This is a genomic window from Rhodoferax ferrireducens (assembly GCF_049302455.1).
GTDB lineage: Bacteria > Pseudomonadota > Gammaproteobacteria > Burkholderiales > Burkholderiaceae_C > Rhodoferax > Rhodoferax ferrireducens_B.
Genome location: NZ_JBAQMD010000118.1, coordinates 61812 through 86775, shown reverse-complemented (window position 1 = coordinate 86775; position 24964 = coordinate 61812). Strand labels below are relative to the sequence as shown.

The following is a 24964-nucleotide window of genomic DNA, read 5'->3' as shown; positions in this document are numbered from 1 at the left end:
CACGCCATTATCCGTGGCGCAGCGGCGGCTGGATAATCGGTGCATGTCCTCCCCTATTCGCTTGCTGGCTATTTTGATCGGGGCCTTGACGCTGTGGCCCGCCCTGGCACAAAACCTGCCGCCCGAGGTGGACGCGGCGCTGGCGCGCGCCCAGGTGCCGCGCGATGCCGTGGCGCTGCTGGTGATGGATGCCGAGGGCAAATTGCCGCCGCGCCTGAGCTACCGCGCCAACGTGCCCATGAACCCGGCCTCGGTGATGAAGCTGGTGACCACCTACGCGGCGCTGGACCTGCTGGGCCCGGCCTACAGCTGGCGCACGCCGGTCTATGTGGAAGGCGCCGTGAGGGACGGCACTTTGTTTGGCAATCTCTATATCAAGGGCCAGGGCGACCCCAAGCTGGTGGCCGAGCGCCTGTGGCTGCTGCTGCGCCGGGTGCAAGGCCTGGGGATCCAAAAAATCGCCGGTGACATGGTGCTGGATCACAGCGCCTTTGAGCCGCTGGACGTGGACCCGGCCAGCTTTGACGGCGAGCCGCTGCGCCCCTACAACGTGGCGCCCGACGCGCTGCTGCTCAACTTCAAATCCGTCGTCATGACCTTCGTGCCGGACTTGGCAGCCAACAGCGCATCGGTGCAGTTCGAGCCGCCGCTGTATGGTGTGCAGATGCAGACCAGCGTGCCACTGGCCAATGGAACGAAGGGGACTAATGGGACCAATGGGACAAAGGGCACGAATGGCAGTTGTGGCGACTACCGGGCAGCGCTCAGGGCTGATTTCTCTGACCCGGCGCGCATCCGCTTTGCGGGCAGCTACCCGGCGAGTTGCCTGGAGAAAGTCTGGCCCGTCGCCTACGCCGACCCCGCCAGCTACAACGCGCGCGCTGTGCAAGGCCTGTGGCAACAAATGGGCGGCCAGCTTGGCGGCACGGTGCGCTTGGGCTCCGTGCCGCCGCTGGCCCTGGGGCTGCCGCCCACGTTTGAAGTCGCTTCGCCGCCGCTGGCCGAGGTGATCCGCGATATCAACAAGTACAGCAACAACGTGATGGCGCAACAACTGTTCCTGACGCTCAGCCTGAGTGCCCAGGGCCAGGGCACGCGTGCGGCTTCGCGCGACCTGGTGCAGCGTTGGTGGCAGCAACGCATCGGTGCCACGGACGTGCCCACGCTGGACAACGGCTCTGGCCTGTCGCGCGAGGCGCGCATCAGCGCCCAGGCGCTGGCGCGCCTGCTGCAGTCGGCCTACGTGTCGCCCCTGATGCCCGAACTGATGAGTTCACTGCCGATTGCCGGTGTCGACGGCACGCTCAAACGCAGTCAAGCGCAGTCGCAGGGCCGGGCGCACCTCAAAACCGGCAGCCTGCGCGGCGTGGTGGCGGTAGCCGGTTATGTGCATGCCCATAGCGGCCGGCGCTACGTGCTGGTCGCCCTCATCAATCACCCCAACGCCAATGCCGCGCGCCCGGCCATCGATGCGCTGCTGGACTGGACGGTGAGAGACAATGGCGCCCATGTCCCTGACTGAACTATTTGGCTACTGCGCCGCCGTCCTGACCACCGTCAGCTTTGTGCCGCAAGCCTGGCACACCTTCACAACACGCGACGTGCGCGGCATCTCGCTGGGCATGTACAGCGTCTTTACCGCCGGTGTCGCCTGCTGGCTGATTTATGGCCTGTTGCTGGGCGCCTGGCCGATCGTGATCGCCAACGTCGTCACGCTGGTCCTGGCCGGGGGCATTCTGGTGATGAAGCTGCGGTTTCGGTGAATCGCTCCCCATTGGCCTGAGCCCGGACTTCGGGTCGCCTCGTCAAAAATCGTCGAAAAGGGGTTTACCCCAATACCCGCCTTGTGGCCGGCAACCTATGATTTGACCCGTAAATAGCACGACCGTTCTTTTTTATTTTATTGGAGTCAACAGATGAAGCAATTCAGAGTTCTAGCAACGGCCTTCGCCGCCGCGCTGCTGGTGGCCGCCTGCGGCGGCGGCGGTGATGGGGACCAGTCCCCGGCTGTCAAATACGCCAGCGTGGTGTCGTTTGGCGACAGCCTGAGCGATGCCGGGACTTACAGCGTGGGTCCGATCAAAGCTTCGGGCGGGGGCATGTTTACCGTCAATGGCATTGCCAGTGCCAGTGCCGTTGGTGCCGATCCAGTCCCCAGCTACAACTGGGCGCAATTGGTTTCAGCCGCGGCCATTGGCAAGACATCCTGCGCGGCGCGTACGGGTGGCTTTGGTGTCGTCGAAAGCGTGGTCGCAGGGTGCACCAACTACGCCCAGGGCGGCGCCCGTGTTGTCGATCCAAAAGGGGTGGGCAATCCTGTCGGTGTTGGATTTACAGCCGGCCCGCTCACCGAGCCCGTGGTGACGCAGATTGCAAACTATCTGGCTGATGGTGGCAGTTTTGCTGGTACCGAACTGGTCACGGTGCTCGGTGGTGCCAACGACTTGTTTGGGCAGACCGACAAGTTAAAAGCGGATGCCACTGCAGCCGGTGGTGCTGCTCTGGCGACATCGTTGGTGACCCAACTGGTGGCTGGTGCACCTCCGGCCAATCAGTTGGCCGCTCAGGCGTTTATTGGCGGCGCCATTCAGACCGAAGCGGTTAAAACAACGGCGACGCCGACCAGCATCATCACTGCTGCCGTGACGGCTGCCGCCACTCACGCCGCAATGAACGGCTACACCAACACCGCTGTAGCCAACGCGGCAACGATTGCTCAGACCGCCGGTGCGGCCGCCATCGCCGCCGGGAACACCTACCTCGCCACGACCGGTGCAGCCAATGCGATGACCGGCATGGCCGTTGCAGCCACCGCCCTGGCCAATTCTGTCAAGAGCATGATCACCAGCGGAGCCAAGCATGTGGTGGTGGTCAATATTCCCGATGTCAGCCAGACACCGATGGCGATGGCCACCATTGTTTACAACACGGATGGCAGCATCAAGGACAATTCCCAGCAGCAGCTTGTGTTGGCATTGACGTCCCAATTCAATACGACCCTGCAAACCGCGTTGGAAGTTTCGCCCGGTGTTGCGGTCCCCGGTGTGGTCTTTGTGGATGCCTTTGCCGAGAATCGGCGGCAACTGGCGAACAAGGCGCATTACGCCTTGACGAATGTGAAGGATGTGGCTTGTAACCTGACTTCCCCCGTCAACGTGCTGGCCACGGCAGGAAAAGCGGACGGCAGTTCTTTGGTCTGCAACGCAGGCAACCTCATCGCAGGTGATACGTCGCATTACCTCTTCGCCGACAACGTCCACCCCACGCCCTACGGTCACAAGCTGTTGGCCCAGTACGTGACCAAGGCCTTGGTCATCGCGGGCTGGCTTTAATCCATTGAACTTCAAGGAGAAACCTTTATGACATATCAAGTGAAGTTCCTCACTGTGGCGGTTGCCGCCATGCTAACTGCCGGTGGCGTCTGCGCCCAAACCGCAGGCACCTGGATGGTGCGTGCCGGTGTCACCAAACTGGCGCCATCGGTCAACAGCAGCTGCCTGTCGGCGCCTGATTTCGGCGACGGCCCCACCGGCTGCACCAAGTCCGATGTCGGCGCTGACACCCAGCTCAGCGGCGGTATCACCTACATGTACACCGATCACTGGTCGGTGGACGTGCCGCTGGCGCTGCCCTTCAAGCACAGGATCATTGGTGCCGGCTCCATGGCCGGCTCCGGTGACCTGGGCACGGTTCAGGCGCTGCCGGTGACCCTGTTCCTGCAATACCGTTTTCTGGAGGCCAATGCCAAGTTCCGACCCTACATCGGCTTGGGTGTCACTTACGCCTATTTCTTTAACGAAGAAGGCAGCGGCCGTTTGACCGCCACCACCAACCCCGGTGGCCCGCCGACCCAACTCAACGTCGATGCCAAGTTCATCCTGACGCCGCAAATCGGCGCTACGCTGGCCTTGAATGAGAAGTGGTTTATTGACGTCTTCTATACCAAGTCCAAGCTCAGCACCACCACCCACATGTCCACCGGTCAACACATGGACATGGACCTGGACCCAGCCGCCTACGGTATCGCTGTCGGCTACAAGTTCTAAACGACCAAGCCAAATGCCTGACATCCCCTGCGAGCCGAGAGATTCGCAGGGGATTTTTCATGGCTGTCGTCTATCTCGCCAGCTTGGGTTGCCGACCTGGCTGGCTGCCCGTTGCAGGCGGTCGCGCACACCGTCCCACTCGGCACCCGCAGGTGGCGTCTCAATCCACATCTGCTGCACGCCCTGGGCATCCAGATGGCGCAGCACGGCAAACAATTCACGCGCCGCCGCTGCCGCGTCAGCGGGCATGTGTTGCGACAGCAGCCGGGACGAATGGCTTGGGTGGACGCTGCGGGCATAGACGGCAATCGTCGGCAGCGCTGGGGCCTGCGCCTGGGTAGCGACCGCAGCGCTGGCTGCAGGGCCCATCGCAGCCTCATCAGCCACCCACCGAGCGAGCGCGGCTTGCAGCGCAGCCGCATCCATCAGCCGTACCGTGGCCTTCGGTGCGTAATGCGACTCCAGCGTGCCGGAGGCCCTGGGCGCGGGCGCAGCATGCGTCGCCAGCTCGTCCTTCAACAGCACTTTCAGGCCACAAGCGGCTTGCACCTGTTCGCGCGTGATGGCGCCGGGCCGCAACAGCACCGGCTGGCCGCGCGTGCAGTCGATGATGGTGGACTCGATGCCGACCGTGCAGGCACCACCGTCCAGAATCAGCAAGTCAGGGCCAAACTCGCTTTGCACATGCGCGGCGGTGGTCGGGCTGACCCGGCCAAACTGATTCGCGCTGGGGGCGGCGATGCCCCAGACCCCATGGGGCTGAGATGCCCATTCTTTCTCTTGCGACTCTGCGCTTTCAGAATGAGCGGGAATCTGCCCCCCATTCAGGCGCAGCGCCTGGAGCAGCGCTTGCGCCACCGGGTGCGACGGGCAGCGCAGGCCAATCGTGTCCTGCCCACCGGCGGCCGCGCTGGCCACACCGGGGCGGCGCGGCAGGATCAGCGTCAGCGGCCCGGGCCAGAAGGCTTGCATGAGCCGGTCGGCAAAGTCCGGCACCTGAGCTGCAAAGTGCCCCACGCAGCCTGCATCGCGCACATGCACGATCAGCGGGTGGTCCACCGGGCGGCCCTTGGCCTTGAAGATCTGCGCCACGGCCGCGTCGTTTTCGGCATCCGCGGCCAAGCCGTACACCGTCTCAGTGGGCAAGCCCAATAAGTCGCCAGCCCTGATGCGTTGGGCACCAAGCGCGATGGAACTTGCGGCAAAACCATCCAGGATCATGCTGGGTGTTGCACTCAAAAGGGGTCAATGCCCAGCAGCCGGGCTGCCGCCAGCGCCGTGGCGCGCACCTCGGCCACGGTGGCGCCGGTGAAGGTCAGGTGTCCCATCTTGCGGCCCTTGCTGGCTTTGAGCTTGCCGTACAGGTGCAGATGCGCACCCGGCAGCGCCAACACCTGATCCCACGGCGGCGACGCGCCATCGATCCACAAATCGCCCAGTAAATTGAGCATGATGGCCGGGCTGTGCTGGCGCGGCTGCAGCAGCGGCAAACCGGTGAGCGTGCGCACCTGCAGGTCAAACTGCGACAGGTCGCAGGCGTCCAGCGTGTAGTGGCCGCTGTTGTGCGGGCGCGGCGCCATCTCGTTCACGATCAAGGTGCCCAGCGTCTGCGCCGCTTTGGAGTCGTCTTGCAGCAAGAAAAACTCGACACACAGAACACCCACGTACCGCAATTCATCTGCTATTGATTTGGTAGCTGCTACCGCTTGCTGCACGAGGGCTGAAGGCATATTTCCTTCATAAGCCTGGGTGACCGCCAGAATGCCGTCGCGGTGCAGGTTGAGTTGTGGCGCGAAGTTGACGCAGCTGCCGTCCCAGCCGCGCGCCACGATCACCGAACACTCGGCTTGCAGTGGCAGCATTTTTTCCAGCACGCAAGCCACGTTCTTCAGTTCATCCCAGGCCGCAGCCAGTTCGGCCCGGCTGCCAACGCGCAGCTGGCCCTTGCCGTCGTAACCCAGGCGCGCAGTCTTCAGGATGCCGGGGAGCAAATCGTCGGCCACCGCCGCCAGCTGCGCCGCTGTTTCAATCACCGCATAGGGTGCTACCGGCACGCCACAGCGCACAAAATGCGCTTTTTCCTTGATCCGGTCCTGTGCGATGCCGACCGCCTCGGCACCCGGCGCCACGGGACGGTGCGCGCCCAGCGTGACCAAGGCGGGAGCGGGCACGTTCTCAAACTCGGTGGTGATCGCCGCGCAGCGCTGCATCAGCTGCGCCAGGCCTTGCTCGTTCAGGTAGTCGCTCTGAATGTGGTAGTGACTCACCAGCCCGGCCGGGCTGATCACGTCCGGGTCGAGCACCGCGGTGAAGTAACCCATGGCTTGCGCCGCCTGCACAAACATGCGGCCCAATTGACCGCCGCCCATGACGCCAAGCGTCGTTTGCTGGCCGCTGCCGGCGGTTGCGGCCGTGCCTGTCGTGCCGGGCAGAATGGTCTTGACGCTCATAGCCGTGGCGGCAGGGTCATGCCGCGGGCGGTTTCGGTTTGCGCGGCACGAAAGGCGTCAAGCTGGGTCCGCAGCGCGGTGTCGTGATTGGCCAGCATGGCCACCGCAAACAGCGCGGCGTTGGCCGCGCCGGCCGCGCCAATGGCGAAGGTCGCGACCGGCACGCCCTTGGGCATTTGCACAATGCTGTGCAGCGAGTCCACGCCCGACAGATGCCTGGACGCCACCGGCACGCCCAGCACCGGCACGGTGGTCTTGGCGGCCAGCATGCCCGGCAAGTGCGCCGCGCCACCGGCCCCGGCGATGATGGCTTGCAGGCCGCGTGCGCGCGCCGTTTCAGCGTAAGCAAACATATCGTCGGGCATGCGATGGGCCGAAACCACACGGGCCTCGTGTGTGATGCCAAACTGTTGGAGAATGTGGACTGCGTGTTGCATCGTGTCCCAGTCGGAGCTGGAGCCCATAACGACACCGATTTGAATTTTCATAGTGTTGAGGACAGTGCTTGCCGGTGCGCTACGCTTGGCCGGCTGCGGTCTGTCCCGCAAGTTGATTAAATTGAATTTTACTTACCCCCAACCCGAACTGCCCCCCATGATGAACGTAACGATTGCAAATTTTGACGCCGAGGTGGTTGCCGCCTCGATGACTGTTCCCGTGCTGGTCGACTTCTGGGCCCCTTGGTGTGGCCCGTGCAAAGTCATCGGCCCGCTGCTGGAAAAGCTGGAGACGGCTTACGCCGGGCGCTTCAAGCTGGTCAAGATCGACTCCGACCAGGAGCAGGAACTCAGCCAGGCCTTTGGCGTGCGCAGCATCCCCACCTGCGTGCTGATGTTTCAGGGCAAGCCGGTCGATGGCTTCATGGGCGCCCTGCCGGAGGGCGAAATCAAGGCGTTTCTGGACAAACACCTGCCCGCCGGTGAGGTGCTGGAGGCCGAGGTGACGGCCGAGACGGTGTCGGACGCACCCGATGAGAACGACCCCGACGCCATCCGCGAGGCGCTGCAGCAGGCCGTGCTCAAGAATCCGGACGACGAGGAGGCCCGCTTCAACTACGTCAAACGGCTGCTGCAAGAGGGGCGCACGGACGACGCCAAAGTCGCCTTCGCCCCGGTGATTGCCAAGACTGCGTTGGTGCGCCGCTTTGATTCGTTGCAGCGCTGGATGGACGCTATTGATTTTGCAGCTGATCGCGCAGATTTGACGGGGGCTACAACTGGATTTGATGCAAAGATTGCGGCGAACAAGCGTGATTTCGATGCCCGCTTTGGCAAAGCCCAATCGCTGATCGCAGCGCAGGACTGGACCGGCGCCATGGACGAGCTGCTGGAAATTTTGATGCGCGACAAGAGCTGGGCCGACGACCTCGCGCGCAAGACCTATATCGCGATTCTGGACATCATCGAGCCGCCCAAGGTCAAGGTCGCCGACGGCCAGATTCCGCCGGTGGACCCGGTGGTGGCGACCTACCGGCGCCGCCTGAGCAGCGTGGTGCTGAGCTGAATGGGCGCTAGGCGTCGGTGCTGAGCTGCCTGGGCGGCAGGACTTGCGACGGCGCTTGAATCAACACGCTCACGGCTTTCTGTCTTTCAACAGGTCCCGCAAGCGTTTCGGCGCCGGGATCAGTGGTGTGCGGCTGCGCGTCCAGGCGCCTTGTTCGGTCGGCGACAGGGCACGGCCCCGGCTCATGAACCACGATGCCAACTTGTACAGCCCGAGCCGGCTGTAGACCTGCGCCCAGACACTCCAGACAGCCGTGCCGGCAGCGGTGCGCGCGGCGCCACTGCCGCGCAAGGTGGCCTCCATGCTGTCGGGCCGCGCCTGGGCCTCGTTGCGCAAGCGCACCAGAATGTCGGTGATCGGAATCTTGACCGGACACACCTCGACGCAGGCACCGCACAGGGTGGAAGCAAAAGCCAGCGGATAGGTGGCATCGAGCCCCAGCATGTGCGGCGAGATGATGGCGCCAATCGGGCCCGGGTAGGTGGTGCCATAGGCGTGGCCGCCAATGCGGGCATAAACCGGGCAGTGGTTCATGCAGGCGCCACAGCGGATGCATTTCAGGGTCTCGCGCAGTTCTTCATCGGCATAGGCCTGGGTGCGGCCGTTGTCGAGCAGAATCAGGTGCACTTCTTCCGGGCCATCCTTTTCACCCGGTTGGCGTGGGCCACTGATCAGGTTGAAGTAGGTGGTGACCGCCTGGCCGGTGGCTGAACGCGACAGCAGGCTGTAGAGCGGGGGCACGTGTTCGAGCTTTTCCACCACTTTCTCGATGCCTGTGATGGCAATGTGCACGCGCGGCACGGTGGTGCACATGCGGCCATTGCCTTCGTTCTCGACCAGACACAGGGTGCCGGTCTCCGCGACGCAGAAGTTCACCCCCGAGAGCCCAATATCCGCATCGGCAAACTTGCGCCGCAGCACTTTGCGCCCAATGCGGATCAGCGCATCCACATCTTCGGTGTAGGCCACGCCCGGAATCTCGTCGGCAAAGAGTTTGGCAATTTCCTGCTTGGTCTTGTGGATGGCCGGCATGATGATGTGCGACGGTGTTTCACCGGCGAGCTGCACGATGTATTCACCCATGTCGGACTCGAATGCTTCAATGCCGGCCGCTTCCATGGCATGGTTGAAACCCACCTCCTCGCTCACCATCGATTTGCCTTTGATGATGCGTTTGGCCTTGACCCGCTGCGCAATGCCGAGCGCGATGGCGTTGGCCTCATCAGGGGTTTGCGCCCAGTGCACCTGAACGCCGTTGCTGGTCAGCTTGGCCTCCAACTGCTCCAGCAGACGTGGCAGATGGGCCAGGCTGTAGCGCCGGATCGCCGAGCCCAAATCACGCAAGCCTTGCAGTTCCTCCTGATCCGGAAACTGGGCCAGCCGTTTGGCCATCAAGAAATCCATGGCGCCGCGAAAATTCTTGCGTTGGCCCGGATCGTTAAGAACGCCCCGGCTGCGCTCCTTGAAGTCTTCCATCGGGTGAATTTTGATGACCTGGCTCATGCCGCTGCTCCTTGGTCTGCATTTGCTGCGTGGCGCAACAGCACCACCAGTTCCCGCGGGCCATGCGCGCCGTAGGCCAGCGTTTGCTGAATGTCCGCGGTCTTGGACGGGCCGCAAATCAGCAGTGCGTTGGTGGGCAAACCGTCTTTCCAACCCTCGGTTGTGATCGCCGAATGAAAATCGGAATGAATGGTGGCCACATCCAGCAATACGAAGTGCACCGAGGGCACCAGGGACATCAGGCGCGGCTCCGAGGCGTCGGGCCACAGAATCAGACTGCCAATTTCCGCAATGGCACTGCGGGCCAGCGTCAGCGAGGCATCAATGTCGTCGAACAAGACATCGCGCCAGGAGTCGATGGCATCGGCATAAGGCAGGAGTTTCAGATTCTCGGGCTGACGGGCTTCGAGTTCTGCCCCATGCGTCGTGCCGGTGCCGATCAGCAAGTTGCGCAGACCCTTAGCCGCTGCGATGCGCAGCAGCACCTCAATCCAATCCGTGGCGCTGACGTCATGCACTTCGGTCTTCACGGCTTGCAGTGCGGCGCGCAGACGGGTGACGCGCTGATCTGTATCTTCGTTGCGGCGGTGCGCATCAAACCAGGTCTTGACGTCGGGCAGTGGCGGTGTCTCTGCAATCGAGGTGGCGCGCAGGCGGGCGAGGATGCTGTCGCGCGCGCTCATGCTGCGGCCTCCGTCGTGCGCCGCCACAAGAAGCTGGCCAGGTGTTCACCCGGCAAGGTGGGGCTTGTACGCCCGGCCAACTCATCCTGTTTGGCGGCCCGTCCGGTGATGTTGAGCAGGCAGCCGCAGTCGGCGCTGACGACCCGCTCGGCCCCGGTGTCTTTGATGGCGGCTACTTTGTCGGTCGCAATCGCCTCCGAGATATCGGGGTAGCGCATGGCAAACGTGCCGCCAAAGCCGCAGCATTCTTCAATCCGCGCCTGCTCGACCACATTCACTTGCGCCAGGCTATCGAGCAGTGCCGCGCTGGTTTCATGCGAGCCCATTTCGCGCCGTGCATGGCAGGAGGTATGCAGCGCCACGGTGCAGGGTGTGCCCAGATCCGGCTGAGCAAAATTCACCACGTGCACCAAAAATTCACTCAGCTCATAAACGCGCTCGGACAGCTCCACCGCCTTGGCATGCAATACCGGATCGTTGGCAAACAGGTGCGGATAGTGTTTGCGAATCATGCCGCCGCATGACCCTGATGGAATCACCACCGGCCAGGGCTCCACGAACAGATTCAATTGCTGCAAGGCAACCGCGCGCGCCTCGTCCGGAAAGCCGCTGCTGTGCGCCGGTTGACCACAGCAGGTTTGCTGCTCCAGGTAATGCACCTTGATGCCTTCGCGTTCCAGCAGTCGAACCGTGTCAAGACCCGCTTCGGGCGTGAATTGATCGATCAGGCAGGTGGCAAAAAGATAGACATCACTCGGCTTGGGTGGATACTGGCGCGGGAATTGGCTGTTTGGCTCCATGCTGGCTCTTTTCTCGATAGTTCTTGTTGATTGGTAAATTGGTATGACCAATAAATTCGACTGTAAAAAAACAAATGAGCCTGAACAATAGGGGTTTACCCTGGTTGGTGATGGACCCTCTTTCCCCAGCCCCGTTGCCCGGCCGCAGGGTCAGACGCTGACGGGTGCCAAGGTTCCCAGGCGTCTCATGGCGCTGAGGCGGCGCTCCTCTTGCCGGGCGCTGTCTTCCATGCTCTGGCGTACAAATTCGATGTGGCTGCGAGCGGCGCGGGCCGCTTCCTCGGGCCGGTGTTCGCGAACAGCTTGCCAGATCGCGTGGTGCTGCGACTGCAACTGTTCCCAGCGCTGAGGCTGCGCATGAAGATGCGCCAGGCTGCCGGAAATGTGACCATGGATCACCCGCATCAGACTGGCGCTCAGGTGCCCGATCAACACGTTATGGGCCGCCTCCGCGATCACTTGATGAAAGAGGACATCCTGGTCAATACAGGCCTGCAAGTCGTTGCTGGCAAAGGTGGTCTCCAGCGCTGCATAGACGGCGTCCAGGCGCTGGATGTCGACATCCAGTGCGCGCTCGGCGGCGAGGTAGGCGGCCTGGCTTTCCAGCATCTGGCGAAATTCGAGCAAGTCCTGGTGCAGCAGGGGGTGGCCGTTGAGCATGTCCTGCCAGGGGTCGACAAAATGCGCCTCCAGCCGGTCGGTGACATGGGTGCCGCTGCCGTGATGCGTGCTGAGCAAGCCTTTGGCGACCAGCTTCTGGATGGCCTCCCGCAGCGAAGGGCGCGACACACCGAGCTCAACGGCAAGATCGCGCTCTGAGGGCAACAGATCGCCAGGTTTGAGCGAACCTTCCAGAATTCTTTTTTCAAGCTCGCCGGCGACGGTGTCGGCGAGGCGGGTGACGGCAGGGCGGCGTGCAAGCATGGCATTTTAAATTGGTAAGACCAATTGAATGATAGCGCCACCGCCGATACTGTCAACCGATCAACCGCGTCAGCGCTTCCTGGTATTTGGCAGCGGTCTTGGCAATCACCTCGTCGGGCACGCGTGGCGCGGGCGGGGTTTTGTTCCAGGGCTTGCCGTTGACCTGCACCTGCTCCAGCCAGTCACGCACAAATTGCTTGTCAAAACTGGGTGGGTTGATGCCTTCCTGGTAGCTCTCGGCGGGCCAGAAGCGCGATGAATCGGGCGTCAGCACCTCGTCCATCAGCGTCAGCGTACCGTCGGCGTCCAGGCCAAACTCGAACTTGGTGTCGGCAATGATGATGCCCTTGGCACGTGCAATTTCCGACGCCGCCTTGTAGATGGCAATGCTGATGTCGCGGATGCGGGTGGCCAGGTCCAGGCCGATCATCTCGACCGTTTGCTCAAACGTGATGTTCTCGTCATGGTCGCCCGCCGCAGCCTTGGCCGCCGGGGTGTAGATCGGCTCGGGCAGTTTGGAGGCGTTCTGCAGCCCGGCTGGCAGCTTGACGCCGCACACGGCCCCGTTGTGCTGGTATTCCTTCCAGCCGCTGCCGGCCAGATAACCGCGTACCACGGCTTCCACCGGCAAGGGCTTCAGGCGCTTGACCAGCATCGAGCGGCCCGTCACCTGCGGCACTTCGGCGGCGGTGACCACGCTCTCGGGCGCATCACCGGTGAGGTGAATCGGGCACAGGTTCAGACCTTTGGGGCCGAGCTTGTCAAACCAGAACAGCGCCATTTGTGTCAGTAGCGCGCCTTTGCCCGGAATGGGCTCACCCATGATCACGTCAAAGGCGCTCAGGCGGTCAGAGGCCACCATCAGGATGCGATCAATGCCGACGGCGTAGTTATCGCGCACCTTGCCACGCGCCAGCAGCGGCAAAGAGGTGAGCATGGAAGTGTGCAGGGCGGGTTGTGAAGTGTTCATGGAGTTGGGTGCCAGTCAAGAAGAAACCAGAAAGCGGTTGGTGTCCCGGACAGATTGGGTTGTGCGAGGTGTAACCGTATGAATTTTAAGCCCGCGCCCGCGCTGGAAAATGCTGCAAATTCAATAGCTGATCAAGCCCATTCAACGGGGGCTGGAAGCAAATAGGGCACATAAGCAAGACGCCGCAGGGCTGCAGGCCCATGCAAGAAGCCACCCGCAGGTGGCTTCTTGAACGCTACCAAGAGCCGCTAAAGATCACTTCACCACTTGCGCCAGCTCACCACGCGCATATTGCCCCGCCACCACGCTCAATGAGTGGCTCTTGATTTTTGAACCTTGACCTTCACAGCCAAACTCCAGGTAGCGCTGCTTGCACAGGGCCTTGGCGGCTTCGCGGGCGGGCTTGAGCCAGTCGCGGGCATCGAATTTTTCGGGGTTTTCAAACATGTATTTGCGCACGGCACCGGTCATGGCCAGGCGAATGTCGGTGTCGATGTTGATCTTGCGCACACCAAACTTGATCGCTTTCTGGATTTCTTCAACCGGCACACCGTAGGTTTCGCGCATCTTGCCGCCAAACTGGTTGATGATGGCCAGCGACTCTTGCGGCACGCTGCTGGAACCATGCATCACCAAATGGGTGTTGGGAATACGCTTGTTGATGGCCATGACGCGGTCAATCGCCAAAATATCGCCGGTGGGCTTGCGGGTGAATTTGTAGGCGCCGTGGCTGGTGCCAATGGCAATGGCCAACGCGTCAAGCTGGGTGCGCTTGACAAAATCTGCCGCTTGCTCGGGGTCGGTCAACATCTGCTCACGCGTCATGGTGGCCTCGGTGCCGTGGCCGTCTTCCTTGTCACCTTTCATGGTTTCCAGCGAGCCCAGGCACCCCAGCTCACCTTCCACCGTCACGCCAACGGCGTGCGCCATGGCGACCACTTTGCGCGTCACCTCGACGTTGTAGTCATAACTGGCAATGGTTTTGCCATCGCTCATCAGGGAGCCGTCCATCATGACCGAGCTAAAGCCCAGGTTGATCGCTCCCTGGCACACGTCGGGGCTCTGGCCGTGGTCCTGATGCATGACCAGCGGGATGTGTGGATAGGCTTCGATGGCGGCCAGAATCAGATGTTTGATGAAGGGCTCACCAGCGTATTTTCGCGCGCCAGCGCTGGCTTGCAGAATGACCGGTGCGCCGACCTCATCGGCGGCCGACATGACGGCCTGCACCTGCTCCAGGTTATTGACGTTGAAAGCCGGGATGCCGTAACCATTCAGGGCGGCATGGTCGAGCAGTTCGCGCATTGAAACAAGTGCCATGATGGTGTCCTTGATAAGTTGGTAACTGATTGGTAACTGGTCTGAATTTTAACGGAGCGGCACGGTTGCGCGCTGCACTTTGGCTCCGGCGCCCGACTTTAAGCGTGACTTAATGTTTCACCATCACCGCCCACGTCTTGTCACAACACGACTCCCGTCGTGAAACCCGCAGTCACCCGGTTCGCGAACCTGCTGCTTCTGTTGCCATGGCCCGGCGTGGTGCAGGTGTCAGGCGGACCCATTGCCAATGCGCCCGTCAAAACGCCCGCGGCTTATGCGGCCTGTGGTTTAGACGGCGAAAGCCGCTAGCGGACCCGGCAAATTTTCAGCATATTGGTGCCGCCGGGCGAGCCCATGGGCTCACCACAGGTGATGGCATAAATGTCGCCTGCCTGCACGATGCCTCGGGTTTTCAGATAGTTCTCGGCCTCGTTCAGCGCCGTGTCCCGGTCGGCACTGGTATCAATGAACAAAGGGCGCACATTGCGGTACAGCGTCATCTTGCGCTGCGTCGCCACTTTGGATGTGAGCGCGTAAATCGGCACCTGAATCAGGTGGCGGCTCATCCACAGCGCGGTGGAGCCGCTGTCGGTCATGGCCACAATCGCCTTGGCACCCAGGTGATGCGCCGTAAACAAGGCGCCCATGGCGATCGACTGGTCAATGCGTTTGAAGGTTTTGCCCGTGAAGTCAGCTTCGAGTTTGAAATCTTCGCCGCCCTCGGCCGCATGGCAAATTTTGGCCATCTCAACGACGGTCTCCAACGGGTATTTGCCCGCCGCCGTCTCGGCTGACAGCATGACGGCGTCGGTGCCGTCCAGCACCGCGTTGGCCACGTCGCTCACTTCGGCGCGGGTCGGTACCGGGTTGTTGATCATCGACTCCATCATCTGGGTGGCGGTAATCACCACCTTGTCGTGCTCGCGGGCCAGCTTGATCATGCGTTTTTGCAGCGCCGGCACCACCGCATTGCCCACCTCGACGGCCAGGTCGCCGCGCGCCACCATGATGCCGTCGCTGGCGAGCAATATTTCTTCAAGTTTGGGGATCGCCTCCGCACGCTCGATCTTGGCAATCAGGCCGGGCCGGTGGCCGTTTTCGGCTGCCACGTTGCACAACTGACGCGCCATTTCCATGTCGGTCGCGTTTTTGGGAAAGCTGACGGCCACGTAATCAGCGTGAAAGCTCATCGCCGTGCGGATGTCGTCCATGTCCTTGGCGGTGAGCGCGGGTGCGCTCAGGCCGCCGCCTTGTTTGTTGATGCCTTTGTTGTTGCTCAACTCGCCACCCAGTTTGACGGTGGTGTGAATCGCCGCGCCCTTGACGGCATCGACCGTGATAACGATCAGACCATCGTTGAGCAACAGCACATCGCCCGCCTTGACCTCGTTCGGCAATGCCTTGTAGTCCAGCCCGACGGCGTCAATATCGCCCAGCTCGGTGCGCGCAGCATCAAGCACGAACTTTTGGCCCGGCTCCAGAACCACCTTGCCGTCGGCAAATTTTCCAACCCGAATTTTGGGACCCTGCAAGTCAGCCATGATGCCGATCTCGCGTCCGGCGCGCTTGGCCGCTTCGCGCACCAGACGCGCCCGGTCAATATGGTCTTGCGCGGTACCGTGACTGAAGTTCAGGCGCACCACGTTGACACCGGCGCGAATCATCTGCTCCAGCAACGCGGGGTCGCTCGAGGCGGGGCCGAGAGTGGCAACAATTTTTGTGGCGCGACGGGGCATGAAGCAGTCTCCTTGTAATCAAGTTTCCATTTTTACATGGAAACAGTTACATGCCAGCAACAGCCTGTCCCCCTGCTTTTGCGGCCCCCAAAGCGTGCCGCAGAGAAGAAAGGACTACCGGGCGACTGAACGCTCGGCCAGGAATATCTCGATGCGGCGGTTCTGGGCCCGGCCGCGCTCCGTGTTGTTATCGGCAATGGGCTCATGTGAGCCGCGGCCATTAATCTGGATGCGCCGGCCATCCACGCCGCGGGCAACCAGGTAATCGCGCGCACTGGCGGCACGGTTGACCGACAGCGGGTCGTTGATGCTGTCAGAACCGGTGCTGTCGGTGTGACCGATGATGCGGATTTCTGTATTGGGCTGGCTGCTCAGTCCTTGTGCAAACTGGTCCAGGATCGGACGCATATTCGGTTTGATGTCAAAGCGGTTGATGTCGAACGAAATGTCGCTTGGGATATTGAGCTTGAGCTGGTTGTCAGCCGTCTGCATGACATCAACACCGGTGCCCGCCGTGGCGCGTTCCATATCTGCCTTCTTCTTGGCCATCTGCGTTGACCAGATATAGCCACCCAGTGCGCCGACGCCAGCACCGATCGCGGTCGCTTCGCGGCTGTCGCCAATGGCGGCGCCTGCCAACGCGCCAACACCGGCGCCGATGGCTGAACTGCGCTGGGTTTCGGTCATGTTGGCGCAGCCGCTGACCAGCAGGGCAACCGCACCCATGCTAAAAATAACAATACGTGATTTTGATGAGATGGTCTTCATGTTTCGTCCTGGTAAGTTGCTCGTGCTTTTTCTTATAACACCCACATCTCAGCATTCTTTGAGAAACCGCATGTCCTACAAGGAAAATGGGTGAGCTCTTATCTGGGCGCAGGCTGTACACCTTCGATTCGCCCGGCGTGCGCGCCGGCGGGTCGGTTTTGAACAGCTTGTGAGACTGTCGATCAGTCTTCAGCAATTGAGGGCACTGCGTTGGTTCGCTGCGTGCCGTATCGCTTACACCAGCAAGGCAGCCAGTGCGGCCACGGCCGCTGTTTCGGCGCGCAGCACGCGGGTACCCAGTGTCACCGGCGCAAAGCCACAGGCCAGCGCGATGTCTTCCTCGGCCGGGCTCAAGCCGCCTTCAGGGCCGGACAAAAAGGTGATGGCTTCGGTAGGGGCGCCGGCACTGGCAGGACCGGCGAAGGCGTTCACGGCGGCACGAACACTTTGCGTACCCGGGCGCAACGACAACAACAAACGCTGACCGCTCGCCTGCGCTGCTTGCGCCTTGATCCACGCCGCCAAGGTCATGACCGCATGAATCACCGGCACCCGGTTGCCGCCGCACTGCTCACAAGCGGCCACCGCCACACTTTGCCAGTGCGCTTGCTTCTTCCCGGCTCGCTCCGGGTTGAGCCGCAGCACGCTGCGCTCGGTCATCAGGGGCTGAATACTGGCCACGCCCAGTTCGGTGGCTTTTTCGACCAGCCAGTCCATGCGCTCGTTGGCCGGCATGCCCACGGCCAGATGCACCTGATGCGCTGCTTCGCGCTCTACCGCGTGATAGGCGCCGACCTGCACCTGCACATCGCTGCGGCCCATGCGCGTGACGCTGGCCTCAAACTCTCCGCCCTGCGGGTGCTCTGAGTCGCGTTCGTCCCAGCCGGGGCCACCATTAAACAGCGTGATGCTGTCGCCCGGCTGCAGGCGCAGCACTTGCACGTGACGGGCAGCGCTGGCTGGCAGGTCAAGCAGCTCACCGCAGCGCAGCGAGGTTGGGCAGTAAAAACGGGGCATAGGGAAATTGACAATAACTATGTTATTGCTACCAAATAAGTAGCGATATGCCTATATTTCACGGGGGCTAGAGGCCAAAATACTATAAAAAATGCCGACTGACAGTCGGCATCGTGGGTGTCGCGCGGACGGGTCTTACTTGGCGGCTGACGCCGCCTCAGCCGGGGCGGCGGCCGCTTGCGGCTCCGCGAACTTGCCACCGGCGGCGTTCACCATATAAACCACGGCGCGACCGACTTCCAGGTCCTGAAATTCACCGCCGCCCTGGGCAACCATGGCATTTTTACCCTTGAGCGCCGAGTTCAGCAGTGCGTCATAGCCGGTCTGAATGCGCGGCGCCCAGGCCGCCGCATCGCCAAATTTGGGGGCGCCGACGAGGCCAGCGGTGTGACAGGCCGTGCACTGGGCTTTAAACACCTCTTCACCGGTGCGCAGCGGCCGGTTGGCGTCACGAATTTCGATCCGGCCAATTTTCTGGATCCGTGCGGCCACTGCTTGTTCCGTGTTGGCTTCGGTGGCGGCGGGTTTGTTGCCCATGGTCACGTAGTAAACCAAACCAATGATGGCGAAGATCGGAACCACAAACGAGAAAGTGACGGCAAGCAGCATTTGCTTGGGGTTTTTGATGGGGCCGCTATGCGCCTCATCGTGAACAGTAGCGGGGCTGTTGTCGGTCATGGTGTCCTCTGGAAATCGGGGGGCTTGAAAAGCAGGTCGCGATTATAGCGGCCGCCCCCTCTGAAAGCACCTACAATGCACGCTCCAGCAAGCGGCTGTAGCTCAGTGGATAGAGTATTGGCCTCCGAAGCCAAGGGTCGTGGGTTCGATCCCCGCCAGCCGCACCAACACCTCCCAACTTCTTGATCTACAAGGGCTTTTGGGAATCGGTGCTGACTGCTACATCACCTTGCTACAAAAGGTGGGTGAAATGCAGAATCTTTTCAGGCGTGGAGGCGTGGAGGCGTGTGGTGGGCACGACTTGTCGTCCCGGCGCGGCTGCGGGATACAGCGGGCCGTCGTGAATTCATTCAATCCTGCCGAACTCATGAGCTTGCCATTGCAAAGTTGGTTGCAGCTGTCTTGTTGGCAGACTGGCGAGGCCAGCTTTTGCGGCTAGAGTCTGTACCCATGACTATTGACGTTCTCAAACTCGTTGAAGGGTCGCCGGTTCTTTCGAGCGGTGGTTGGGTGCCTCTAGCCGAAGCTGTGGGCTTGTCTGGCATAGGCATGGATCACTTTCTGCGGGCCGCTGCTGGTGGCGTCCTTAGACTTTTCTGTCGCCTGTCACAAGTTCGTGGTTACGACGTTGCACTTGATGAGCTTGAACCCAACGATGCCATGGCTGGGCGGTCTGGCGGTGTTGTGATACCCCAACCAAATTCCATGCCAGTGAGTGCGCTTGAGCGTACCCGAACCGACATGTTGCCCCTCAGTGATGTGAAGGGAGTAGCGGCGGCGGTGCTCGCTAATGGTCTTCAATCTGTGGAAATTGTTGCATTCGATTTGCCGGGGCACCCGGGGATGCTGTTTGCGCCCGACACAGTGATGACGGTGCCCGTGCAGCGGCTCGAAGTATTAGTCGCCGATGTTGAGACGCAGCGCAGGCGATTGGCACATGGCGTTTCATCGGATGCGATTGAACACGCGAAGGCCGCCCGAAAGGCGATGGTTGAAGCTAAACCTGCCGCGCATGGGAAATGGGCATCTAAGCGGTTTTCTGAGGCGGTAGACGCATACTGCTCAGACAAGGAAGGCTTGGCAAAGACGCTTGCCAGTAAATTTGAGCAACGCCAGCGCAAGGCCGGGATCATGCTGTTTGCAGAATTCATGGGTGACCTGCCTCTTTCGGAAATTGATTCAGACACGATCCGGGCGTTTCGAGATGGTCCCCTCAAGACCTTGCCCGGCAAGGTAAATCACTTGCCTAAGGAAATTAAGCGCGCGACGATGAAGGAGACCATCGAAGCGCTTAAGGCCGACGGTAGAGCCTGGCCGGTGATGACTCGCGACATGCAGCGCGAGCGCATGCTTTGGTTGTTCCGGCTATTTGCTTGGCTGCATACAAAGAAGCACCTCGCTGACGATCTTGCGAGTGCTGTTCGCGATGAACTTGGCCTGACGCGAGCGGAGGCCATAGAGGTTGAGCGTAAGTCTGAGGCGGATGACGAAGAAGAAGGGCGGCGTTCCTTTACCGACGATGAGCTTGCGCGGATTTTTGGGCAGACCCACTTCAAGACTGGGAACGGTGTTCACGTCACAAAAGGCAACCAAGCATGGCGACCATTTGAATACTGGATGCCCCTGTTGGCACTTTATGCGGGATGCCGCATCAGTGAAGCGGCTCAATTGCATTTAACTGACGTTGCGCTGATTGATGATGTTTGGTGTATTGACATTAACCGCAAGACTGCGGACAAGTCGCTTAAGACGCCGGCAAGCGCCAGAGTGGTTCCGATTCACGCACGCCTCATTGAGTTAGGGTTTGTAGATTACTGCCGGCGGCTTCGCGAGAAGGGATTTCGGCGGGTGTTCGCCGAGCTTAGCTACACCAATACGCCCGCACGCTACGCCAAGGAGGCGATCCGGCGGTTTTCGGCCATGTTGGAAGGTTTGGGCATGCCGCGCGACAACACCCGCGTGTTTCACAACTTCAGGCGTAATGCGAACAATGGGCTTGCCCGCGTGCCGATAGCTGAGTTGATAAGCGCCGACGAAATGCTGCGGGTCTACATTCGATATACCGTGATTGGGCACAAGTTGCCGGCAGATGTAAATCGGGAGCACTACACCGAGACATCAAAGGCAGAGATGACAGCCCTAGTAAATGGTTTGACTTATGTTGTGCCTGAGATTGCGCCGTTCGACATTGAACATGGGTTGTATCGAGTTGGACTCGCTCTGAAAACGAAACACGGGTTCAGGCGCGATAGAGAGGACATGGGGCCGCTGAATGACGAGTTGCCGACAGTTCACCTATAAGCACTTCTTCCGGTCAGCCGAGAAAAGATGGCCTTGAGGACCGTGACCTTACCTGATCCGAGCTGCGGGTGCCAAGGTCATCAGGGCGCATCATTGCACCCAACTCTCCCCCATGACCTGCGCCTGCTGCAGCACCAGCTCGACCGCCGCATCCTGTAAATCGGGCGGGTACTTGTACTTGCGAAGAATGCGCTTGACCATCAAACGCAGTCTGGCCCGCACGCTTTCACGCTCTGACCAGTCCACACTCAGGTTCTGACGCAGGTTCTCGGTCAGCTCGTGGGCGATCTTCTTGAGCGTTTCATCAGTCAACTCGCGCACCGCTGATTCATTGTTGGCCAGCGCGTCATAGAAGCGCACCTCGTCTTCGCTCAGGCCCAGGGTTTCACCGCGCGTTGCCGCATCACGGAACTTCTTCGCCATCTCGACCAGTTCCTCCATCACCTGCGCGGTCTCGATGGACCGATTCTGGTAGCGGGTGATGACGTTGGCCAGCAGCTCGGAGAACTTGCGGTTTTGCACCACGTTGCCGGCAAACCGGCTCTTGATCTCGCCTTCGAGCAGGCGTTCCAGCAACTCAACCGCCAGGTTCTTCTCCGGCAGGTTGCGCACCTGTGCCAGGAATTCATCATCCAGCAGGCCGATGTTGGGTTTGTCCAGGCCCACCGCGTCAAAGATGTCCACCACGCTCTCGGAGACCACTGCCTGGCTGATAATCTGCCGGATGGCCAGCTCACGGACCTCGTCGGTGCGCTTCTTGGCCGAGGTCTCCTTCTTGGTCAGGATGACCTTGACACCCTGCATGAAAGCGACCTCTTCGCGCACCGCTTTGGCTTCATCGAGCGTGCAGCACAAGGTGAAGGCTTGACTCATCGCCAGAGCCGCGTCGGCAAAGCGTTTCTTGCCATCCCGGGTTTCACCTGTCTTCAGGCCCAGCACATGATTGGCTGCACCCGCCAGCGTCTTGTGACCACCCGTGAGAAATCCGCTGTAATCAAAGCCGTGCAGCATGGCGCGTAGCACGTCCATCTTCTCCATCAGCACACTGTACGCCTCGTGCGCGTCGACGGTGGGGCGCCCACGACCCTGGCTGGCCGTGTACTCCTTCATGGCGGCTTTCAACTCGCTGCCGATGCCGATGTAGTCCACCACCAGGCCGCCCTGCTTGTCCTTGAAGACGCGGTTGACCCGGGCAATGGCCTGCATCAGGTTGTGGCCTTTCATCGGTTTGTCCACGTACAAGGTGTGAACGCAGGGTGCGTCAAAGCCGGTGAGCCACATATCGCGCACGATCACCATGCGCAACGGGTCGGTTGGGTCTTTGAATCGCTTCTCCAGCCGTTTCTTTGTCTGGGCGCTGTAGATGTGCGGGCGTAACAGCGCTTTGTCACTGGCCGAGCCAGTCATCACGATCTTGATGGCCCCGCGTTCGGGGTCTGCGTCATGCCAGTCCGGGCGCAGCTTGACGATCTCGTTGTAGAGATGCACGCAGATGTCGCGGCTCATCGCCACCACCATCGCTTTGCCCGTCTGGGCCGTGTTGCGCTGTTCAAAGTGGGCGACCAGATCGGCGGCCACGCTGGCGACGCGGGGTTCGGCGCCGACCACCTTCTCCAGCGCGGCCCAGCGGCTCTTGAGCCTGGCCTGCTGGCTCTCTTCATCGTCTTCCGCCAGCTCGTCCACTTCCTCGTCGAGCAGGGGGAGGTCAGCCTCTTTCAGGCTGAGTTTGGCCAGGCGGGATTCGTAGTAGATGGCGACCGTGGCACCGTCCTCTTTCGCCTGCTGCATGTCATAGACGTGGATATAGTCACCAAACACGGCACGGGTGTCGCGGTCGGTACTGCTGACCGGCGTGCCGGTGAAGGCGACAAAGGTGGCGTGCGGCAGTGCGTCGCGCAGGTGCTGGGCATAGCCGACCTGGTAGCGCTCGGTCACCCCGCCAGCGTCATAAGCCGGGGGTGCAAATTCGGCGCGGTGCGGCGTCGCCAAACCATTGCCAGTCGCTTCGACCTTGGTAGCGAGATGCACCCGACCTGCCTGGGCGAGCGGGATTTTTCGTGTTTTGAGCTTGGCCTCGAAGCCGTACTGGGTACGGTGCGCCTCGTCGGCGATCACCACGATGTTGTGCCGGTCAGAGAGAACCGGATACATATCCTCATCCTCACCCGGCATGAACTTCTGGATCGTGGCAAACACAATTCCACCGGAAGGCCGGTTCGCCAGCAATGTGCGAAGGTCTTGCCGCGTGTGTGCCTGTACCGGCTGCTCGCGCAACAGGTCTTGCGCCAAGCTGAACACACCGAATAACTGACCGTCCAAGTCGTTGCGGTCGGTGATGACGACGATGGTGGGGTTCTCCATCGCCGGCTCCTGCATCACGCGGGCAGCAAAACAGGTCATGGTGATGCTTTTGCCACTGCCCTGTGTGTGCCAGACCACGCCTCCCTTTTGCGAGCCACCGGGACGTGATGCCGCAAGCACCTGTGTGATCGCCAGCCGTACCGCGTGAAACTGGTGGTAGCCGGCAATCTTCTTGACGATGCCGCCATCATCTTCAAACAGCACAAAGTAGCGCAGGTAGTCCAGCAGATGCTGGGGCGCCAGCACGCCGCGCACCAGCGTTTGCAGCTCGTTGAACTCACCCAGCGGGTCCAGCGTCACGCCGTCGATGGTGCGCCAGGCCATGAAACGCTCGGGGTCTGCGGAGAGCGAACCCAGCAGCGCCTCGGTGCCGTCCGAGATGACCAGCATCTCGTTGGTTTGGAACACATCGGGGATCTGTTCCATGTAGGTCTGGATCTGGTCGTAGGCTTTCCAGACATCGGCGTTCAGGTCGGCCGGATTCTTCAACTCCAGCAACACCAGGGGCAGACCGTTGACGAACAGGATGATGTCGGGTCGGCGCGTATGGTGCGGGCCGCGAATCGAAAACTGGTTCACCGCGAGCCAGTCGTTTTTGGCAGGCGCGGCCCAGTCGATCAGGCGCACAAAGTCGCCCCGTGTTTCGCCGTCCTTTTGATACTGCACCGACACACCGGCCACGAGCAGGCGGTGGAAGTGCCGGTTGGCACTGAGCAGGGCCGGGATACCCAGGTCCAGCACCTGCTTCAGGGCGTCTTCGCGGGCAGCGGAGGGAACGGCCGGGTTGAGCTTGCGGATCGCTTCACGCAGGCGAAATGTCAAGACAACCTGATGGTAATTGGCGCGCTCGGGCGTGGGGCCGTCCGGGGCGATGTCGGGGCCGAAGGCATGGGTGTAGCCCACATCGGACAACCAGCCCAATGCTTCCTGTTCGAGCTGATCTTCGGTCATGGGAGGGCTTGAATTGCCGGTCTAAACACGGCATTCATCTTGACCAGAGTCTCAGCGAACCATTTGATGTAATCAGGCCAGCGGACTTCATCTTCCAAAGGGCAGTCGTGACGCCACGCTGCGATGCGACATGAGTGGGCATCGGGTAACTCCTGCCAATCCAACTTGCATCCGAGCTTGGCTTCGATCGCCTCCTTCTGTGCCAGCAGAGCGTGATAATGCTGCTTGGAGTCGGCATGGTGGATATAGACCTCGACGCCCAAGCGACGGTCGCGATGGCTGGCAGTTGGATTTAGTCCAAACCCTGCGCGACCGATTGAGTTGTTCAGCCAATGCTGAGGCTGCGGCTTCTGCGGGCGAATGTTCTGAGCGTGTATGGTCAGGTACTCGTTCAATGCGCTCCAGAACTTGAGCAACCTTTGCTTGGTGGGCGTTGAAGTTGAAGCTACTCGCGCCTGCTCGCGGCCCGATTTGGCCCATTCATTGGGTCGGGCCACCACCTCGAACTTGGGCGCGAAAGGCGAATCACCAATGCGCCACAGTTCAACTTCAACGGCAAAGAAGTTCAGGTCTTCCGTCGTGTTCTGGTTCAAAAACTCCAGTGCAGCAATGTGTTCTGGTCGAAATGTCTCTGCGACCCAAATCACCTTCTTGGCCCCGATGCCGGCAGCGTAGGTGATGATTTGCCCCAAGTGGCCATGGTTGGTCTTCTCAAGCTGGTTTTCGATGATCACCTGGTCTTCACCGTTGGTGCAAAGAATGTCCAGCTTGAAGTCACCCACCCAATGTTCGGATGCCACCAACTCCAGGCTGCCCAACTCCAGGGCGTCTGCAAGAGCGTTGAGATTCTCAGCCTCTGCCAGCCATGGCGTGAAGTCGTTGGCTTCGTGCTTCCAGGCTTCGCGCAGTGGAACGCGCTGTAACTTGCTGAGTGGCTTTTTCATGGCGGAGGT

General features: G+C 61.0%; 20 protein-coding genes, 1 tRNA gene and 3 pseudogenes. 8 read left to right on the top strand and 16 right to left on the bottom strand.

Annotated features, from left to right (window positions below):
• The first annotated feature begins 43 nt into the window (after positions 1–43).
• The 4 genes from dacB (at position 44) to WA157_RS20040 (ending at position 4046) form a co-directional block, all read left to right on the top strand.
• Positions 44–1522 carry a D-alanyl-D-alanine carboxypeptidase/D-alanyl-D-alanine endopeptidase gene (gene dacB / locus WA157_RS20055; RefSeq protein ID WP_422622664.1) on the top strand — a complete coding sequence of 493 codons (1479 nt, stop codon included), beginning with the start codon at positions 44–46 and terminating at the stop codon, positions 1520–1522.
• On the top strand, positions 1509–1763 hold the full coding sequence (locus WA157_RS20050; RefSeq protein ID WP_422622663.1) for a SemiSWEET transporter: 255 nt from the start codon (positions 1509–1511) through the stop codon (positions 1761–1763). The genes dacB and WA157_RS20050 overlap by 14 nt, the downstream gene beginning before the upstream one ends.
• Before the next feature lie 153 nt (positions 1764–1916).
• Complete coding sequence (locus WA157_RS20045; RefSeq protein ID WP_422622662.1) at positions 1917–3332, top strand: SGNH/GDSL hydrolase family protein; 1416 nt, start codon at positions 1917–1919, stop codon at positions 3330–3332.
• 27 nt (positions 3333–3359) lie between these two features.
• Positions 3360–4046, top strand: a complete 687-nt coding sequence (locus WA157_RS20040) for an OmpW/AlkL family protein (RefSeq protein WP_422622661.1) — start codon at positions 3360–3362, stop codon at positions 4044–4046.
• 57 nt (positions 4047–4103) lie between these two features.
• On the opposite strand, the gene WA157_RS20035 is transcribed toward WA157_RS20040, so the two are convergent.
• From WA157_RS20035 to purE, 3 genes are read right to left on the bottom strand one after another with little or no spacing between them, the layout of a single operon-like run.
• Positions 4104–5267: an L-threonylcarbamoyladenylate synthase gene (locus WA157_RS20035; RefSeq protein WP_422622693.1), complete on the bottom strand. Its 1164-nt coding sequence runs from the start codon at positions 5265–5267 to the stop codon at positions 4104–4106.
• Positions 5268–5281: 14 nt separating this feature from the next.
• Positions 5282–6496: a 5-(carboxyamino)imidazole ribonucleotide synthase gene (locus WA157_RS20030; protein ID WP_422622660.1), complete on the bottom strand. Its 1215-nt coding sequence runs from the start codon at positions 6494–6496 to the stop codon at positions 5282–5284.
• Positions 6493–6984: a 5-(carboxyamino)imidazole ribonucleotide mutase gene (gene purE, locus WA157_RS20025; RefSeq protein ID WP_041789984.1), complete on the bottom strand. Its 492-nt coding sequence runs from the start codon at positions 6982–6984 to the stop codon at positions 6493–6495. The genes WA157_RS20030 and purE overlap by 4 nt, the downstream gene beginning before the upstream one ends.
• 106 nt (positions 6985–7090) lie before the next feature.
• Between purE and trxA the strand changes: the two genes are divergently transcribed.
• Positions 7091–7999: a thioredoxin gene (gene trxA / locus WA157_RS20020; protein WP_422622659.1), complete on the top strand. Its 909-nt coding sequence runs from the start codon at positions 7091–7093 to the stop codon at positions 7997–7999.
• A gap of 69 nt (positions 8000–8068) precedes the next feature.
• Here trxA and WA157_RS20015 read toward each other — a convergent pair whose 3' ends face one another.
• From WA157_RS20015 to WA157_RS19970, 10 genes are all read right to left on the bottom strand, one after another.
• A complete protein-coding gene (locus tag WA157_RS20015; protein WP_422622658.1) occupies positions 8069–9502 on the bottom strand; it encodes a LutB/LldF family L-lactate oxidation iron-sulfur protein in 1434 nt (477 codons plus the stop codon).
• Positions 9499–10185, bottom strand: a complete 687-nt coding sequence (locus WA157_RS20010; RefSeq protein WP_422622657.1) for a LutC/YkgG family protein — start codon at positions 10183–10185, stop codon at positions 9499–9501. Before WA157_RS20010 ends, WA157_RS20015 begins: the two co-directional genes overlap by 4 nt.
• Positions 10182–10985 (bottom strand): (Fe-S)-binding protein, encoded by an 804-nt coding sequence (locus WA157_RS20005; RefSeq protein ID WP_422622656.1) that lies wholly within the window; start codon positions 10983–10985, stop codon positions 10182–10184. The genes WA157_RS20010 and WA157_RS20005 overlap by 4 nt, the downstream gene beginning before the upstream one ends.
• 150 nt (positions 10986–11135) lie before the next feature.
• Positions 11136–11909, bottom strand: coding sequence for a FadR/GntR family transcriptional regulator (locus WA157_RS20000; RefSeq protein WP_422622655.1), 774 nt, complete (start codon positions 11907–11909; stop codon positions 11136–11138).
• A 52-nt stretch (positions 11910–11961) separates the two neighbouring features.
• Positions 11962–12879 carry a phosphoribosylaminoimidazolesuccinocarboxamide synthase gene (locus tag WA157_RS19995; protein ID WP_011462534.1) on the bottom strand — a complete coding sequence of 306 codons (918 nt, stop codon included), beginning with the start codon at positions 12877–12879 and terminating at the stop codon, positions 11962–11964.
• A gap of 255 nt (positions 12880–13134) precedes the next feature.
• Complete coding sequence (gene fba / locus WA157_RS19990) at positions 13135–14199, bottom strand: class II fructose-bisphosphate aldolase (protein WP_011462535.1); 1065 nt, start codon at positions 14197–14199, stop codon at positions 13135–13137.
• A gap of 305 nt (positions 14200–14504) precedes the next feature.
• The gene (gene pyk, locus WA157_RS19985; RefSeq protein WP_422622654.1) at positions 14505–15935 is read right to left on the bottom strand and encodes a pyruvate kinase; all 1431 of its coding nucleotides are present in this window, start codon (positions 15933–15935) and stop codon (positions 14505–14507) included.
• Between the two features lie 114 nt (positions 15936–16049).
• On the bottom strand, positions 16050–16703 hold the full coding sequence (locus tag WA157_RS19980; RefSeq protein ID WP_422622653.1) for an OmpA family protein: 654 nt from the start codon (positions 16701–16703) through the stop codon (positions 16050–16052).
• 234 nt (positions 16704–16937) lie between these two features.
• Positions 16938–17720 carry a 16S rRNA (uracil(1498)-N(3))-methyltransferase gene (locus WA157_RS19975; RefSeq protein ID WP_422622652.1) on the bottom strand — a complete coding sequence of 261 codons (783 nt, stop codon included), beginning with the start codon at positions 17718–17720 and terminating at the stop codon, positions 16938–16940.
• A gap of 135 nt (positions 17721–17855) precedes the next feature.
• Positions 17856–18398, bottom strand: coding sequence for a c-type cytochrome (locus WA157_RS19970; protein ID WP_422622651.1), 543 nt, complete (start codon positions 18396–18398; stop codon positions 17856–17858).
• A gap of 91 nt (positions 18399–18489) precedes the next feature.
• Here WA157_RS19970 and WA157_RS19965 point away from each other — a divergent pair.
• The 3 genes and pseudogenes from WA157_RS19965 to WA157_RS19955 all read left to right on the top strand — a co-directional run bounded on the left by WA157_RS19965 (position 18490) and on the right by WA157_RS19955 (position 20699).
• Positions 18490–18565: transfer RNA gene (locus tag WA157_RS19965), tRNA-Arg, on the top strand.
• Between the two features lie 115 nt (positions 18566–18680).
• A pseudogene (locus tag WA157_RS19960) lies at positions 18681–18812 on the top strand (DUF6538 domain-containing protein); the annotation flags it as partial.
• Positions 18813–18848: 36 nt separating this feature from the next.
• Positions 18849–20699 (top strand): hypothetical protein, encoded by a 1851-nt coding sequence (locus WA157_RS19955; RefSeq protein WP_422622650.1) that lies wholly within the window; start codon positions 18849–18851, stop codon positions 20697–20699.
• Between the two features lie 90 nt (positions 20700–20789).
• Here the strand turns inward: WA157_RS19955 and WA157_RS19950 are convergent.
• The 3 genes and pseudogenes from WA157_RS19950 to WA157_RS19940 all read right to left on the bottom strand — a co-directional run.
• Positions 20790–21779: pseudogene (locus tag WA157_RS19950) on the bottom strand (DUF3387 domain-containing protein); the annotation flags it as partial.
• A 66-nt stretch (positions 21780–21845) separates the two neighbouring features.
• Positions 21846–24011: pseudogene (locus WA157_RS19945) on the bottom strand (type I restriction endonuclease subunit R); the annotation flags it as partial.
• The gene (locus tag WA157_RS19940) at positions 24008–24955 is read right to left on the bottom strand and encodes a DUF4268 domain-containing protein (protein ID WP_422622649.1); all 948 of its coding nucleotides are present in this window, start codon (positions 24953–24955) and stop codon (positions 24008–24010) included. The pseudogene WA157_RS19945 and the gene WA157_RS19940, both read right to left, overlap by 4 nt.
• Positions 24956–24964 lie beyond the last annotated feature (9 nt).